Origin of the sequence: Pseudomonas putida (genome assembly GCF_004357765.1) — a bacterium.
Classification (GTDB): domain Bacteria; phylum Pseudomonadota; class Gammaproteobacteria; order Pseudomonadales; family Pseudomonadaceae; genus Aquipseudomonas; species Aquipseudomonas putida_U.
In genome coordinates this window covers 308808-323986 of the sequence record NZ_SMTE01000002.1, presented here as the reverse complement: position 1 = coordinate 323986, position 15179 = coordinate 308808, and the positions used below count along the sequence as shown (strand labels likewise).

Sequence of the window (15179 nt, the reverse complement as noted above, 5' to 3'; positions counted from 1 at the left end):
CTAGGTGGCAACCGAATCCTCTGATCGAGATACAGTTGTGATCGAAAATCTGCGTAACATCGCCATCATCGCCCACGTTGACCATGGTAAAACCACCCTGGTCGACAAACTCCTGCGCCAGTCCGGCACCCTGGAGCGTAACGAGCTCAACGACGAGCGCGTGATGGACTCCAACGACCAGGAAAAAGAGCGCGGCATTACCATTCTGGCGAAGAACACCGCCATCAACTGGAACGGCTACCACATCAACATCGTCGACACCCCCGGCCACGCCGACTTCGGTGGCGAGGTCGAGCGTGTAATGTCGATGGTCGACTCCGTGCTGCTGCTGGTCGACGCTCAAGACGGCCCGATGCCGCAAACCCGCTTCGTGACCAAGAAGGCCTTCGAAGCCGGCCTCAAGCCGATCGTCGTGATCAACAAGGTCGACCGCCCGGGCGCGCGTCCTGACTGGGTTCTGGACCAGATCTTCGATCTGTTCGACAACCTCGGCGCCACCGATGAACAGCTGGACTTCAAAGTCGTCTACGCCTCGGCCCTGAACGGCATCGCCGGTCTGGACCACACTGACATGGGCGAAGACATGACCGCGCTGTACCAGTCGATCGTCGACAACGTACCGGCACCGAGCGTTGACCGTGACGGTCCGTTCCAGATGCAGATCTCCGCACTGGACTACAACAGCTTCCTCGGTGTTATCGGCGTTGGCCGTATCGCCCGTGGTCGCGTCAAGCCGAACACCCCGGTCGTCGCCATCGACACCAACGGCAAGAAGCGTAACGGTCGTATCCTCAAGCTGATGGGCCACCACGGCCTGCACCGTGTCGACGTCGAAGAAGCCCAAGCTGGCGACATCGTCTGCATCAGCGGTTTCGACGAGCTGTTCATTTCCGACACCCTGTGCGCCCCGGATGCGGTGGAAGCGATGAAGCCGCTGACCGTTGACGAGCCGACCGTTTCCATGACCTTCCAGGTCAACGATTCGCCGTTCTGCGGTAAAGAAGGCAAGTTCGTCACCAGCCGTAACATCAAGGACCGCCTGGACAAGGAGCTGCTGTACAACGTTGCTCTGCGTGTTCAGGAAACCGACTCCCCTGACAAGTTCAAGGTATCGGGCCGTGGTGAGCTGCACCTGTCGGTGCTGATCGAAACCATGCGTCGCGAAGGCTTCGAGATGGCCGTGGGCCGTCCTGAAGTGATCATCCGCGAAGTCGACGGCGTCAAGCAGGAGCCGTTCGAGAACGTCACCATCGACATCCCTGAAGAATCCCAAGGCAAGGTCATGGAAGAGATGGGCCTGCGTAAAGGCGACCTGACCAACATGGTGCCGGATGGCAAGGGCCGTGTTCGCCTGGAATACAACATCCCAGCCCGTGGTCTGATCGGTTTCCGTAACCAATTCCTGACCCTGACCAACGGTGCAGGCATCCTGACCTCGATCTTCGATCGCTACGACACCATGAAGTCGGGCCAGATGTCCGGCCGCCTCAACGGCGTACTGGTTTCGGTCGAGACCGGCAAGGCACTGACCTACTCGCTGGAAACCCTGCAGGCGCGTGGCAAGCTGTTCGTTGAACACGGCCAGGAGATCTACAACGGTCAGATCATCGGTCTGAACAGCCGTGACAACGACCTGGGCGTGAACCCGACCAAAGGCAAGAAGCTCGACAACATGCGTGCTTCGGGCAAGGACGAAGTCATCGCCCTGGTACCGCCAGTTCGTCACACCCTGGAACAGGCCCTGGAATTCATCCAGGACGACGAGCTGTGCGAAGTCACGCCGAAGTCGATCCGTCTGCGCAAGAAGATCCTGGACGAAGGCGAGCGTACCCGCGCTGCCAAGAAAGCCAAGAACTGAGTTAGCTCAGGCTGAATGAAAACGCCCCCGGTCGAAAGGCCGGGGGCGTTTTTGTTTGTCTGCGGGAATGCTCAGCCTGTCATGCCCAGCTCGGCGTCGTCCATTAAGGCCTTTGCCAGGGCGCTGAGGTAGTACGCGGCCCAGCGGGTATCTGTGGGAGCGGGCTTGTCCCGCGAACACCGGCGAAGCCGGTGCCATCCACCGCGTCGCCCCATTCGCGGGACAAGCCCGCTCCCACAGATACCGCATTAGCCTTGGTTACTGGGCGATCCTGTGGGAGCCCCGCTAAGCAACGGATATCAATGCAGGTTGCCGCTACGCTCCACGGCAATGCCGTCAAGGGCGCGGTGTGACCCTAGCCATCCTTCGAGTCGGCCTACGGCGCTGAAGCGGCACGAGAAAATCAAAGGCTGGTTGCTGATGCTGAAAAAACTGAGAAATGAGCCGATTCGACGGCCTGTAAGGCGATAGTAGTCCGTAAAAATACGAAACCCCCAATGAAGGGGGTCGTATCGCGGATGCCCTTAGGGAAAAATCCCATCAACCGGCACGGCCGGAACCAAGTGGCGGCGTCTAGACACTTCCTGACGGAAGCTCCGTGTACATCGAGACAGGTGAAAGTCTATTGGGTCTGGGTGGGACCGTCAACGGCCAACCACCTTCGGTTTGTAAGCACAATACCCCGGTCGCGGCCCGACCTTGGGGTGGTTGCGGCAGGTATCCGGACGCTTGTCGTAGATGGTGCACAGCCGGCTCTTGCGATCCAGGTACAGGCAATCGTCGTTGCTCATCCGGGTCAGGGTGAAGATCCCCGACTTCTGGTTGAAGCGCTCGATGATGCCGTCCTTCTGCAGGCGCTTGGCGATGTTCTTCGGCGGTTCGTCTTTCTCGAACTCATCCACCACGCCAATGCGGATCAGATCCTTGATCTTCACCTCCACCGGCAGGGTGCAACAGGTCGAGTGGCAGCCGTGGCACATGTGGCTGGCATAGCGCTGCCAGGTTTCCAGGCGGTCGACTTCGGCGGCGGCAATCAGGGTCGTTTTCATCGTTATCTTGGGGTGAATCACGGTCTTGGGGCGCGCGATCATACCGGAGTTGTTCATTTTGTGAACAACCTTTTGACCGATTGCCCTTCGACCCAAAGAAAAGGCACATGAAAACCGCGAACCCAGGCTGTCGCCCTCGGTCGAAGCGTCTAGGCTGAACAGTCTCCCTCCGAATTCGTCAACTTGCCCGAGGATGCCGCATGTCTCAGGAACCTAAAGCACGTGACGCCGAGGTGGCCGATTTTCGCGCCGCTGTACTGGACAAGCTGACCTACGCGGTCGGCAAGGACCCCGAGCATGCCTTCGACCATGACTGGTTCGAGGCCATTGCCCTGGCTGCGCGCGATCACATGGTCGATCACTGGATGGATCACACCCGACAGGCTTACCGGCGTAGCCAGAAGCGCGTGTATTACCTTTCCCTGGAGTTTCTCATTGGCCGTCTGCTCTACGACAGCCTGAGCAATCTCGGCCTGCTGGACATCGCCCGCGAGGCCCTCGACGGCCTGGACGTCGACCTCGAACGCATCCGCCTGCTCGAACCCGACGCGGCGCTGGGCAATGGCGGGTTGGGGCGGCTGGCTGCGTGCTTCATGGAAAGCATGTCGACCCTGGGCATCGCTGCCCATGGCTACGGTATCCGCTACGAGCATGGCCTGTTCCGCCAGGCCCTGGTCGATGGCTGGCAGCAGGAGCAGACCGAGAACTGGCTGGACTTCGGCAACCCCTGGGAGTTCGAGCGGGCCGAGGTGATTTACCCGATCAGCTTCGGTGGCAGTGTCGAGACCGTCCACGATACCCACGGCCAGCAACGTCAGGTGTGGTGGCCGGGCGAGACGGTGCGGGCAGTGGCCTATGACACGCCGGTGGTGGGCTGGCGTGGCTCAAGCGTCAACACCCTGCGCCTATGGCGGGCGCGAGCCCTGGAAGAGCTCCACCTTGAGCGCTTCAATGCCGGCGACCACCTGGGCGCGGTGGCCGAGGTGGCGCGCGCCGAGAGCATCTCACGGGTGTTGTACCCAGCCGACAGTACCGAGGCCGGCCAGGAGTTGCGTCTGCGCCAGGAGTATTTCTTCGTTTCGGCTTCGCTGCAGGACTTGCTGCGGCGGCACCTGAACATGCACGACAATCTGCTCAACCTGCCGGATGCAGCGGCCATCCAATTGAACGACACCCACCCGTCGATCGCCGTGGCCGAACTGATGCGCCTGCTGGTCGACCAGCACGAAATTCCCTGGGATACCGCCTGGGAGCTGACCGTCGGCACCTTGGCCTACACCAACCACACCTTGCTGCCCGAGGCCCTGGAAACCTGGCCGGTTGCACTGATGGAACGCATGTTGCCGCGGCACATGCAGATCATCTACCTGATCAACGCCTACCACATCGACGCCTTGCGGGCGAAAGGCATGCACGACTTCGACGTGCTGCGCGCGGTGTCGCTGATCGAGGAAGACAACGGTCGCCGGGTACGCATGGGCAACCTGGCGTTTCTGGGGTCGCACAGCGTCAATGGGGTCTCGGCGCTGCACAGCAAGTTGATGAAGAGCACGGTGTTCGCCGAGTTGCACAAGCTCTACCCGACGCGGATCAACAACAAGACCAACGGCATCACTTTCCGCCGCTGGCTGTACCAGTCCAATGCGCAATTGACCGAGATGCTCGTCGAAGCGCTTGGGCCTGAACTCAAGGACGATCCCGAACGGTTGCTGGTCAACCTGGTGCCATACGCCGACAAGGCGGCTTTCCGCAAGCAGTTCGCCGCTCAACGTCTGCACAGCAAGCGCGCACTGGCCAGCATCATCCAGGACCGCCTGGGCGTCACGGTCAATCCGGAAGCGCTGTTCGACGTGCAGGTCAAACGCATCCACGAGTACAAGCGTCAGTTGCTCAACCTGTTGCACACCGTGGCCCTGTATCAGGCCATGCGTAACGATCCCGGCGCCAACTGGGTGCCTCGGGTGAAGATCTTCGCCGGCAAGGCTGCGGCCAGTTATCACCAGGCCAAGCTCATCATCAAGCTGGCCAACGACATCGCCCGGGTAGTCAACAACGACCCGACCCTGCGTGGGCTGCTGAAGGTGGTGTTCCTGCCCAATTACAACGTCAGTCTGGCCGAAAGCATCATTCCGGCGGCCGATCTGTCCGAGCAGATCTCCACGGCAGGCTACGAGGCTTCGGGGACCAGCAACATGAAGTTCGGCCTCAACGGCGCGCTGACCATCGGCACCCTCGACGGTGCCAACGTGGAAATGTGCGAGCACGTCGGTGCCGAGAACATGTTCATCTTCGGTCTCACTGCGCAGCAGGTGGAAGCGCGCCGGCGCGCGGGCGACTTCGGTGCCAGTGCCGCCATCGCTGCCTCCAGTCGCCTGAACGACGTGCTGCAGGCGATCCGCAGTGGGGTGTTCTCGCCGGATGATCCTGCGCGCTACACCGGGCTGGTGGATGGACTGGTGGCCTACGACCGCTTCTTGGTATGCGCCGACTTCGAGGCCTACTGGGACGCCCAGTGCCGGGTCGAGGAGCTCTGGCACAGGCCTCAGGAGTGGTGGCGCATGGCAGTGCTGAACACCGCACGGATGGGCTGGTTCTCTTCGGACCGGACCATTCGCGAGTATGCCGGGGAGATCTGGAAAGCCCTGGATTGAGCGGCGGGGCCAACCCATGGCCCCATCGCCGGCAAGGCAGCCCCAACCGACCGCTGACCGGGTACCTGCTGAACTCACGGCAGGAACTCGAGTCTCTTTGCTCGCTAGCCTGCAACTCTCCCTGTAAACTGCGGGGGTTTTCTCCCCCTATCCTTCGGAGCCATACATGTCCCGCGTTACCCTGAGTCGCTATCTGATTGAGCAGACCCGCAGCAACAATACCCCTGCCGATCTGCGCTTCCTGATCGAAGTGGTGGCGCGTGCGTGCAAGGAAATCAGCCACCACGTGTCCAAGGGCGCCCTGGGCGGCGTATTGGGCAGCATGGGCACTGAAAACGTGCAGGGCGAAGTCCAGAAGAAGCTCGACGTCATTTCCAACGACATTCTGCTCGAAGCCAACGAGTGGGGCGGCCACCTGGCCGGCATGGCCTCCGAGGAAATGGACAATGCCTACCAGATTCCGGGTAAATACCCCAAAGGCGCCTACCTGCTGGTGTTCGACCCGCTGGATGGTTCGTCGAACATCGACGTCAACGTCTCGGTCGGTACCATCTTCTCGGTCCTGCGTTGCCCCAACGAATACCTGAGCCAGAACGAAACCCTCAACGAAAACGCCTTCCTCCAGCCAGGCACCCAGCAGGTCGCCGCCGGTTATGCGATCTATGGTCCACAAACCATGCTGATCCTGACCCTGGGCAATGGCGTCAAGGGTTTCACCCTGGACCGTGAGCTGGGCAGCTTCGTCCTGACCCACGAGAACATCCGCGTTCCGGAAACCACCGCCGAGTTCGCCATCAACATGTCCAACCAGCGCCACTGGGAAGCCCCGGTACAGCGCTACGTGGGCGAGCTGCTGGCCGGTGAGACCGGGCCGCTGAAGAAAAACTACAACATGCGCTGGATCGCCTCGATGGTGGCCGACGTGCACCGCATCCTGACCCGTGGCGGCCTGTTCATGTATCCCCGTGATGCCCGTGAACCGAGCAAGCCGGGCAAGCTGCGCCTGATGTACGAGGCCAACCCGATGTCGTTCATCATCGAGCAGGCAGGCGGCGCATCCACCAACGGTTACGAGCGAATCCTCGACATCCAGCCGGACAGCCTGCACCAGCGCGTGTCGGTCATCCTCGGCTCGAAGGAAGAGGTCGAGCGCGTCACCGCCTACCACAAGGAGTAAGTCATGCTCGCACCTTGGCAGCCGTTGCTGGAGTGGTGGTTCGGTTGGGGCACCAGTCCCCAGGCCGTGGCTGACGAGAAAAGCACGCTATGGTTCGGCAAGCACCACGATGCCGAGGCCCAGGCGCTGTTTGGCGAGCTGGTCGAACAGGCCCTGGCGGGCGGGCTCGACGAGTGGCAACAGTCGCCGCAAGGCTGGCTGGGCCTGCTGATTCTGTTGGACCAGTTGCCGCGCATGATCTACCGCGACACCCCGCGCGCCTTCGAAGGCGACCGGCGGGCCCAGGTGGTGGCCATGCAGGGGTTGCAGAAGGCCTGGGACTACCAGCTGCTGCCGATCCAGCGGGTGTTCGTGCTGCTGGTGCTCGAGCACGCCGAGGTCCTCGACTGGCAGAACCTGTGCGTGGAGCGTTACCAGGTGCTGCTCGAAGAGCAGCCCGAGGCCAACAAGCGCTTGTTCGAAGGCTTCCTCGACTACGCCGAGCAGCATCAGCGGGTGATCGCCCGGTTCGGGCGCTTCCCGCATCGCAACCTGATGCTCAATCGCCCGAGCACCAGCGAAGAGATGGATTTCCTCCTGGAGCCTGGATCCAGGTTCTAGTGCCAGTGGGGCTGCAAAGCAGCCCCAGTGGTTTCAGATTCGGAAACTGCCCACCAGATGCTGCAACCGCTCGGCCTGGCGCTCCAGGTCGGTGCAGGCACGCAAGGTGCTCTGCAGGTTCAGTACACCTTCCTGGTTCAAGGTATTGATCTCGTTGATGTCGACATTGATCGACTCGACCACGGCCGTCTGTTCCTCGGTCGCCGTCGCCACCGACTGGTTCATGCCGTCGATCTCGCCGATGCGTTGAGTGACGCTGCCGAGGCGTTGTCCGGCCTGGTTGGCGATGCCGACGCTGTGATCACTGTGCTGACGGCTCTGGTTCATGGTACTGACCGCCGTCTGCGCGCCGGCCTGCAGCTCTTCGATCAGACTTTGCACCTGCTGCGCCGATTCCTGGGTGCGGTGGGCCAGGTTACGCACCTCGTCCGCCACCACCGCGAAGCCGCGTCCGGCTTCGCCGGCACGCGCCGCCTCGATCGCGGCATTGAGCGCCAGCAGGTTGGTCTGCTGCGAGATGCCGCTGATCACGTCGAGGATCTGGCCGATATTGGCGGTGTGCGCATTGAGGGTTTCGATATTGCCGCAGGCGTCGCTGATGCGCGCCGACAATTGGTTCATCACCTCGATGGTATTACCGACCACCTGCTGACCATCTTCGGCCAGACCACGGGCCTCGCTGGAATGCTGCGAGGCCAGCGCCGCGTTCTGGGCGATTTCCTGGGCGGCGGCACCCAGCTGATTGATCGCCGCCGCCACGCTGCTGGTCCGGCTGGACTGCTGGTCGGCGTTGTCGATCGAGGCATTGGACGCACTCACTACCTGCGCGGCCACGGCATTGACCTGGCCGGTGGCTGAGGCGACTTCACGGATCGACTCGTGGATGCGCTCGACGAAGCGGTTGAACGACTGGCCGAGACTGCCGAATTCATCTTGGGCATGGATGGTCAGGCGCCGGGTGAGATCGCCTTCGCCCTCGGCGATATCGTGCATGGCGCGGCCCATCACGTGCAGCGGGGCCATCAGCACGCGAATCAGCAGGCCGAGCAAGGCGATGATCGCGACCACGGCGATCAGCGTCGCGACGATGGCCGAAGTGCGCAGCTCGCCGAGCATGGCGAATGCGGCGTCCTTGTCCAGGACCAGCGCTACGTACCAGTCTGCCGATGGCACGCCGTCCACATGGGTGAAACTGATGAACTGCTCACGATCGCCTTCAGCGACCTCCTGCAGCCCGCCGGCGATGCGTGGTGCGCCTTGCGGGTAGGCATCGGCGAGGCCTTTGAGCGCCAACTCGCCCTTGGGGTGGATGAGGATCTTGCCTTCGCCGTTGACGATGAAGGCGTGGCCGTGGCCGTCGAAGTCCAAGGCGTTGATCAGGTTGCTGATGGTCTGCAGGTCGGTGTCGGCGCCGCTGACGCCGATCAACCGGCCCGCTTGCTGGACCGGCGTGGCCAGGGTGATCACCAGCTTGCCGGCCGATGCCGAAATATAGGGTTCGGTGACGATGGTCTGGTTGCTGGCGCTGGCAGCCTTGTACCAGCCGCGCACCCGTGGGTCGTAGTCGGCGGCGCGGTTGCCCACCGGCACCGACTGCATGCTGCCGTCCTGGCCGCCGAAATAGGTGAGCTGGAAATTGCGGCTGTACACCGGCAACGCCAGGCTGCGATCCAGGCTGGCCTTGCCAGGGCCGTCCACGGCGACCTGCTCGGCCAGCGAATTGACCAACTGGATGCGGCTGTCGAGCCAGTTGCGGATGTTGCCGGCGGTGAGGCTGCCGAGGTCTTGCAGGTTGGTCTGGACGTCATCGCGCAACGACTGACGCTGACGATAGTCGTTGAACAGCACGAAACAGCTAAAGGCGACGGCCACCACGAGGGCGGCGGCCAACAGGATCTTGTGGCTGAACTTCAGGTTCTTGGTCATTTTCTTGGTCTGCGCAAGGCACTTCTTAGAGGGTTGCCATGGCGACGGGCCACAGCGTACACGCTGTGTCGTCACCAACCGGGCAAAGCTTTATCGTTTGCGCAGTACCAGCCGACCAACGGCTGACAACGAAAGGGGGGAGGGTAGGGAACCAGGGACCGTTTTTTTCGTCGAAGGTCACTGCAGGCCACTTGCCTGTAGCTATTGTCCAGGAGTGTCCCTTCATGTCGTTGCGTTCTCTCGCCTTGTTGTCCTTGTGCGTCGTCCTGACTGCCTGCAGCAAGATCAACCAGGAAAACTATTCCAAGCTCAAGGCCGGTATGAACAAGGCCGAGGTCGAGCAGCTGCTCGGCACGCCTACCGAATGCTCCGGCGCACTGGGCATGAGCAGCTGTACCTGGGGTGACGAGAAGAGCTTCATCAGCGTGCAATATGCCGCGGACAAGGTGTTGATGTACTCCGGGCAGGGCCTCAAATGACCCGTCTGCACCTGTTGCTGGGGTTGTGCCTGGCGATGCTGCTGGGCGGCTGCGCGACCTCCGCCAACGACCCGCTGGCGCCAAAGACCGCCGGTGACGTCGACCTCAAGCGTTACCAGGGCAAATGGTACGAGCTGGCCCGCCTGCCAATGAAGTACCAGGCCGATTGCGCGCAGTCCGAGGCGCACTACAACCTCAAACCGGATGGTTCCTACGGCGTACTCAATCGCTGTCGCACCCTGGGCGATGAGTGGTTGCGCGCCGAAGGCCATGCCAACATCCAGGAGCCGGGGCACACCGACAGGTTATGGGTCGAGTTCGACAACTGGTTCACCCGCCTGGTACCGGGCGTGGCCAAGGGCGAGTACTGGATCCTCTACGTCGACGAGCACTACCGCACGGCGGTGGTCGGTAGCCCGGATCGCAAGTACCTGTGGCTGTTGTCGCGCACGCCGACGATGCCGGCGTGGGAGCGCGAGAGCCTGATGTCCAAGGCCCGACAGCAGGGCTACGACACTAGCCGGCTGATCTGGCGCACCCCCGACAAGCAGATCGTGCAGATGCATTGATATCAGCCTTATCGCCAGCCTCCGGCGTGACGCAGGAGGCTGGCTGTCGAGAGGGCCGCCGATTTCAACGTATCATCCCAGCAGTTGCCGCAATACGTCAGCGAACGCCCGCGCGCTCTCCGCTTCCTGGGCATGGTGCCCCTGGCGCACGACCCACTGTCCATTGACCATTACGTCCCGCACCTGGCGATCACCCCCGGCGAACAGCCAACGGTTCAGAATGCCGTCGCCATCGGCGGTTGCGATGTACGGGTCCTGCCCGTCCAGCACGAGCCAGTCAGCTCGCTTGCCCGCTGCCAGGCTACCGACGGGTTGGCCCAACGCCTGGGCTCCACCGCCCAGCGCTGCGTCATACAACGTGCGTCCTACCATGGGCTGGTGCTCGCCATACAGCCGGTTGCGGCGCTGGTCTCGCAGGCGCTGGCCGTATTCCAGCCAGCGCAACTCTTCCACTACGCTCAGCGAGACATGGCTGTCCGAACCGATGCCAAATCGCCCACCTTGAGCCAGGTAGTCCACCGCCGGGAAGATACCGTCACCCAGATTGGCCTCGGTGGTCAGGCACAGGCCGGCGACGGCGCCACTGCGGGCCATGGCCGTCACTTCAGCGGGGTTGGCGTGGGTGGCATGCACCAGACACCAGCGCGGATCGACGCTGACGTGTTCGTATAACCACTGCAGCGGGCGCAGACCGCTCCAGGCCAGGCAGTCATCGACTTCTTTTTGTTGCTCGGCTATGTGGATATGAACAGGGCTGTGCGGGTTGACTGCTGCCAGCACCTGGTCGATCTGCTCTGGGGTGACCGCACGCAGGGAGTGGAAGCACAGGCCCAGCTGTTGCGCGGGTTCTGCAGCCAGGAGAGGGGCGAGCTGCGCCTGCAGGCTCAAATACTGTTCGGTGGTGTTGATGAAGCGGCGCTGGCCGTCATTGGGAGCCTGGCCACCAAAGCCTGCATGGCTGTACAGAACCGGCAGCAAGGTCAGGCCGATGCCGCTGCTAGCGGCGGCGGCACTGATGCGTCGGGACAGCTCGGCTGGGTCGGCATAGGCCTTTCCAGTCGGATCATGATGGACGTAGTGGAATTCGGCCACCGAGGTATAGCCGGCCTTGAGCATCTCGATATAGAGCTGGCGGGCGATGATCTGCAGTTGTTCCGGCGAGACTTTGCCGACCATCCGGTACATCAGCTCACGCCAGGTCCAGAAACTGTCGTTGGGGTTGCCCGCCACCTCGGCCAGACCTGCCATGGCACGTTGGAAGGCGTGGGAATGCAGGTTAGGCATGCCCGGCAGCAGCGGTCCGCTCAACCGCTCGGCGCCATCAGCGCTGGCATTGGCTCGCACGTCTGTCAGATAGCCATTGTCGGCTACCTCCAGACGGACATCGTGAGCCCAACCGCTGGGCAGGAGGGCGCGTTCGGCAAAGTAGGCGGGCATCGGGCTATCCTGTTGGTGTTTAGCTTGTATATACATATACAGCCGTTTGCCTGCCGGGTAAACTCCGGCAAGCTACCGCTCAATCAATTCGCACAAGGACAAACGCCGTGCCGACACCTCCTGTCTCCACGTTGGTCGCCCAGATGGGCGAAGGGCCGGCGCCGCTGTATGCGCGGGTCAAGCAGATGATCATCCAGCAGATCGAAAACGGTAGCTGGCCGCCACACCATCGGGTTCCCTCGGAGAGCGAGCTGGTCAGCGAGCTCGGTTTCAGCCGCATGACCATCAACCGCGCGCTGCGCGAGTTGACCGCGGAGGGCCTCTTGATCCGCATGCAGGGCGTGGGTACCTTCGTCGCCGAACCCAAGACCCGTTCGGCGCTGTTCGAAGTTCATAACATCGCCGACGAAATTGCCGCCCGTGGCCACCAGCATAGCTGTCAGGTCATCACCCTCGCCGAAGAGGCGGCCGGCTCCGAGCGCGCGCTGGCCTTGGACATGCGCGAAGGTCAGCGGGTGTACCACTCGTTGATCGTGCATTACGAGAATGGCGTACCGGTGCAGATCGAGGACCGCTACGTCAATGCGGCGATCGCCCCGGATTACCTCAAGCAGGATTTCACCCGCCAGACTCCCTATGCCTACCTGTCCCAGGTCGCACCGCTGACCGAAGGCGAGCACGTGGTCGAGGCCATCCTCGCTGACCCCGATGAGTGCCAATTGCTGCAGATCGAGCGTGGCGAGCCTTGCCTGCTGATCCGCCGCCGTACCTGGTCGGGTCGTCTACCGGTGACCGCTGCGCGGTTGATCCACCCCGGTTCCCGTCATCGCCTGGAAGGACGTTTCAGCAAATGAGCCAGTTGCAGTGCTTACGCGCTCGGGATTACCCGCGCATGCCTTGGAAGAACGGTGGCGGTTTCACGGAAGAGATCACCCGCGATTCGGGGGATGGTCTGGACGGTTTCGGCTGGCGGCTTTCCATTGCCGATATCGAAGCATCAGGCGGATTTTCCAGCTTCGCCGGCTACCAGCGGATCATCACGGTGTTGCAGGGTGACGGCATGCGCCTCAGTGTCGATGGTGTCGCATCGCGGCCATTGTTACCGTTCGATGCGTTCGCCTTCGATGGCCACAGCCAGGTGAGCTGTCACCTGCTGGGTGGGCCGATTCGCGATTTCAACCTCATCTATGCTCCGGAGCGTTACCGGGCACGCCTGCAGTGGTTCAATGGCAGCACCCGATTGTTCAGTGCCGCGAGCACCTTGCTGGTGTTCAGCGGGCAGGCTCAGCTGCAACTGAGTGTCGGCGGCCAGCCTGTGGATGACCTCGACCGCTATGACTGCCTGCGCCTGAGCGACAACGAACAGCTGGTGGAGCTGGCGATCATTGGGTTGTGCTGTGTCATCGAACTGAGCGACGTTTCCCGGTAACGCACTGCAATCGCGCATTCTGTTACCGAATGTCCCAAGGTGGCGCAATGCCGCCTTGACCTGAGTCTTTCCTCGCATCGTCCTTTCAGATTTTTCTCACGTCCCCCAGCCCCCGAATGACGGGGTTTTCCTGCTCTTCACAGGTGGCGGTCGCGTGCCCAGGTAAGCGACTTGGCAATTCAATTGCATATGCTTGTATGTACAAGTAAAGCCAAGTGCGCGAAAGTGGATAGGCCGTCCCTTTCGCGTGTGACACAACGCACCACTGGCCCGCCGATCACGTCGGGTTTGGATAGATCGCTCAAGGAGCACTTTTCGTGACTGACAACAACCTGAACAAATTCCGTGACGTCGAGATTCGTGCCCCGCGTGGCAACAAGCTGACCGCCAAGAGCTGGCTGACCGAAGCACCGCTGCGCATGCTGATGAACAACCTCGACCCGCAAGTGGCGGAGAACCCCAAGGAGCTGGTGGTCTACGGTGGCATCGGCCGCGCCGCGCGCAACTGGGCCTGCTACGACAAGATCGTCGAGAGCCTGACCAACCTGAACGATGACGAAACCCTGCTGGTGCAGTCGGGCAAGCCGGTCGGCGTGTTCAAGACCCACGCCAATGCCCCGCGTGTGTTGATCGCCAACTCCAACCTGGTGCCGCACTGGGCCAACTGGGAGCATTTCAACGAGCTCGATGCCAAGGGCCTGGCCATGTACGGCCAGATGACCGCCGGCAGCTGGATCTACATCGGCAGCCAGGGCATCGTGCAGGGCACCTATGAAACCTTCGTCGAGGCCGGTCGCCAGCACTACAACGGCAACCTCAAGGGCAAATGGGTACTGACCGCCGGCCTGGGCGGCATGGGCGGCGCCCAGCCGCTGGCCGCGACCCTGGCCGGTGCCTGCTCGTTGAACATCGAATGCCAGCAGAGCCGCATCGACTTCCGCCTGCAGACTCGGTACGTGGATGAGCAGGCCACCGACCTGGACGACGCCCTGGCGCGCATCGCCAAGTACACCGCCGAAGGCAAGGCCATCTCCATCGCCTTGCACGGTAACGCCGCCGAGATTCTGCCTGAGCTGGTCAAGCGTGGGGTGCGTCCGGACATGGTCACCGACCAGACCAGCGCCCACGACCCGCTCAATGGCTACCTGCCGGTCGGTTGGACCTGGGAGCAGTACCGCGACCGTGCCCAGACCGAACCGGCTGCGGTGGTCAAGGCCGCCAAGCAGTCCATGGCCGTGCACGTCCAGGCCATGCTCGACTTCCAGAAACAGGGCATCCCGACCTTCGACTATGGCAACAACATCCGTCAGATGGCCAAGGAGGAGGGGGTGAGCAACGCCTTCGACTTCCCAGGCTTCGTGCCGGCCTACATCCGTCCTCTGTTCTGCCGTGGCATTGGCCCGTTCCGCTGGGCGGCGCTGTCCGGTGATGCCGAGGACATCTACAAGACCGACGCCAAGGTCAAGGAACTGATCCCGGACGACGCCCACCTGCACCGCTGGCTGGACATGGCCCGTGAACGCATCAGCTTCCAGGGCCTGCCGGCGCGTATCTGCTGGGTTGGCCTGGGCCTGCGGGCGAAGTTGGGCCTGGCGTTCAACGAAATGGTGCGCAGCGGCGAGCTGTCGGCACCGATCGTGATCGGCCGTGACCATCTGGATTCCGGCTCGGTATCGAGCCCCAACCGCGAAACCGAAGCCATGCGCGACGGTTCCGATGCCGTATCTGACTGGCCGCTGCTCAACGCCCTGCTCAACACCGCCAGCGGCGCCACCTGGGTGTCGCTGCACCATGGCGGCGGGGTGGGCATGGGCTTCTCGCAGCATTCGGGTATGGTCATCGTCTGTGACGGCACCGACGAAGCTGCTGAGCGTATCGCCCGCGTGCTGACCAACGATCCGGCCACTGGCGTGATGCGCCATGCCGATGCGGGGTACCAGATTGCGATCGATTGCGCCAAAGAGCAGGGCCTGAACCTGCCGATGATCACTGGCTGACGAGCCG

12 protein-coding genes and 2 pseudogenes are annotated in these 15179 nt (G+C 62.3%); 9 read left to right on the top strand and 5 right to left on the bottom strand.

The annotated features are described in order from the left end of the window. Positions 1-37: 37 nt before the first annotated feature. The gene (gene typA / locus E2H86_RS03965; RefSeq protein WP_133324929.1) at positions 38-1858 is read left to right on the top strand and encodes a translational GTPase TypA; all 1821 of its coding nucleotides are present in this window, start codon (positions 38-40) and stop codon (positions 1856-1858) included. Positions 1859-1929: 71 nt separating this feature from the next. On the opposite strand, the pseudogene E2H86_RS26740 reads toward typA, so the two are convergent. Both E2H86_RS26740 and E2H86_RS03955 read right to left on the bottom strand, forming a co-directional pair. Continuing rightward, positions 1930-2001, bottom strand: a pseudogene (locus tag E2H86_RS26740) (DUF3077 domain-containing protein); the annotation flags it as partial. A gap of 501 nt (positions 2002-2502) precedes the next feature. Next, a complete protein-coding gene (locus tag E2H86_RS03955; RefSeq protein WP_133324927.1) occupies positions 2503-2964 on the bottom strand; it encodes a YkgJ family cysteine cluster protein in 462 nt (153 codons plus the stop codon). Between the two features lie 143 nt (positions 2965-3107). Here E2H86_RS03955 and E2H86_RS03950 point away from each other — a divergent pair, with 143 nt between their 5' ends. The 3 genes from E2H86_RS03950 to E2H86_RS03940 all read left to right on the top strand — a co-directional run bounded on the left by E2H86_RS03950 (position 3108) and on the right by E2H86_RS03940 (position 7335). Next, complete coding sequence (locus E2H86_RS03950; RefSeq protein WP_133324925.1) at positions 3108-5558, top strand: glycogen/starch/alpha-glucan phosphorylase; 2451 nt, start codon at positions 3108-3110, stop codon at positions 5556-5558. A gap of 166 nt (positions 5559-5724) precedes the next feature. Beyond that, on the top strand, positions 5725-6735 hold the full coding sequence (locus E2H86_RS03945) for a class 1 fructose-bisphosphatase (RefSeq protein ID WP_133324923.1): 1011 nt from the start codon (positions 5725-5727) through the stop codon (positions 6733-6735). A 3-nt stretch (positions 6736-6738) separates the two neighbouring features. Further along, positions 6739-7335: a DUF924 family protein gene (locus E2H86_RS03940; protein WP_133324921.1), complete on the top strand. Its 597-nt coding sequence runs from the start codon at positions 6739-6741 to the stop codon at positions 7333-7335. 33 nt (positions 7336-7368) lie between these two features. On the opposite strand, the gene E2H86_RS26735 is transcribed toward E2H86_RS03940, so the two are convergent. Both E2H86_RS26735 and E2H86_RS26730 read right to left on the bottom strand, forming a co-directional pair. Beyond that, entirely contained in the window at positions 7369-8094 is a 726-nt protein-coding gene (locus E2H86_RS26735; RefSeq protein WP_409977265.1) for a methyl-accepting chemotaxis protein, read from the bottom strand. Between the two features lie 129 nt (positions 8095-8223). Continuing rightward, a pseudogene (locus E2H86_RS26730) lies at positions 8224-9261 on the bottom strand (HAMP domain-containing protein); the annotation flags it as partial. Positions 9262-9485: 224 nt separating this feature from the next. Here E2H86_RS26730 and bamE point away from each other — a divergent pair. Beyond that, a complete protein-coding gene (gene bamE, locus E2H86_RS03930; RefSeq protein WP_079230016.1) occupies positions 9486-9740 on the top strand; it encodes an outer membrane protein assembly factor BamE domain-containing protein in 255 nt (84 codons plus the stop codon). Next, positions 9737-10309: a lipocalin family protein gene (locus E2H86_RS03925; protein ID WP_133324917.1), complete on the top strand. Its 573-nt coding sequence runs from the start codon at positions 9737-9739 to the stop codon at positions 10307-10309. The genes bamE and E2H86_RS03925 overlap by 4 nt, the downstream gene beginning before the upstream one ends. A 72-nt stretch (positions 10310-10381) precedes the next feature. Here the strand turns inward: E2H86_RS03925 and E2H86_RS03920 are convergent, their stop codons facing one another. Next, on the bottom strand, positions 10382-11746 hold the full coding sequence (locus tag E2H86_RS03920) for a formimidoylglutamate deiminase (protein WP_133324915.1): 1365 nt from the start codon (positions 11744-11746) through the stop codon (positions 10382-10384). A 143-nt stretch (positions 11747-11889) separates the two neighbouring features. On the opposite strand from E2H86_RS03920, the gene hutC reads away from it, so the two are divergent. From hutC to hutU, 3 genes are all read left to right on the top strand, one after another. After that, the gene (gene hutC / locus E2H86_RS03915; RefSeq protein ID WP_196171388.1) at positions 11890-12600 is read left to right on the top strand and encodes a histidine utilization repressor; all 711 of its coding nucleotides are present in this window, start codon (positions 11890-11892) and stop codon (positions 12598-12600) included. Beyond that, on the top strand, positions 12597-13175 hold the full coding sequence (locus E2H86_RS03910; protein WP_133324911.1) for a HutD/Ves family protein: 579 nt from the start codon (positions 12597-12599) through the stop codon (positions 13173-13175). Before hutC ends, E2H86_RS03910 begins: the two co-directional genes overlap by 4 nt. A 317-nt stretch (positions 13176-13492) precedes the next feature. Continuing rightward, positions 13493-15172 carry a urocanate hydratase gene (gene hutU, locus E2H86_RS03905; protein WP_133324909.1) on the top strand — a complete coding sequence of 560 codons (1680 nt, stop codon included), beginning with the start codon at positions 13493-13495 and terminating at the stop codon, positions 15170-15172. The last annotated feature ends 7 nt before the right edge of the window (positions 15173-15179 follow it).